This window comes from Oleiphilus sp. HI0123 (assembly GCF_001635315.1).
The window spans coordinates 1-859 of sequence record NZ_LWGE01001824.1 but is presented as its reverse complement, the minus strand read 5'-3'; the positions used below and the strand labels follow the sequence as shown (position 1 = coordinate 859).

Genomic DNA, 859 nt, shown 5'->3' with positions numbered 1-859 from the left:
AATAGGCGTCATCAATGCAACCATTGCTGATGCATGCTTCTTCTCATCAGCGTCATCTGAGTATTTCGCTGTATCCAAGAAAGTCGCAACATAGCTAGAGAAGGCACGACCACCCTCATTGTAAGCACGCATAGTCATCAACATACGGCGAATATCAGGATGCACGATTAGTGGGTCAGCAGCCTTTTCAGGTTGAGCCGGGCCTGTTGCCGCTCTACCCTGAATTCGATCCAATGCATACTCAACAGCATTCTGGTATGAACGCTCAGCAGCACCTAAGCCCTGAATACCAACACTCAAACGCTCGTAGTTCATCATTGTGAACATTGCGTTTAGACCTTGGTTAATCTCACCAACCAACCAGCCTTGAGCGCCGTCAAAGTTCATGACACAGGTTGCAGAAGCTTTGATACCCATTTTATGCTCGATAGAGCCAACCGTTACATTATTGTTCTCGCCAACAACGTTGTTCTCATCAACCTTGTTTCTTGGAACCAAGAACAGAGAAATACCTTTAGGGCCGGCAGGCGCATCAGGAAGCTTAGCGAGGACCAAATGAATAACGTTTTCAGAAAGATCTTGGTCACCACCTGTAATGAAGATCTTAGTACCTGTGATCGCGTAGCTACCGTCACCGTTGTCTTCAGCTTTAGTGCGGATCATACCTAGATCTGTGCCTGCATGCGGCTCAGTTAAGTCCATCGCACCAGCCCACTCGCCAGAATACATCTTAGGTAGATACTTCTGCTTAAGCTCTTCAGTGGCGTGTGCATCAATTGCCAAACTTGCACCAGAAGTTAGGCATACATATAAACCAAAAGAGATATCAGAAGAATAAAGCATCTCTTCATACTGAGCA

Annotated in this window: 1 protein-coding gene; it reads right to left on the bottom strand. The window is 46.2% G+C overall.

Annotated features, from left to right (window positions below):
• A partial coding sequence (locus A3761_RS24550; RefSeq protein WP_197473244.1) for an acyl-CoA dehydrogenase family protein occupies positions 1-859 on the bottom strand: 859 nt, incomplete at both ends.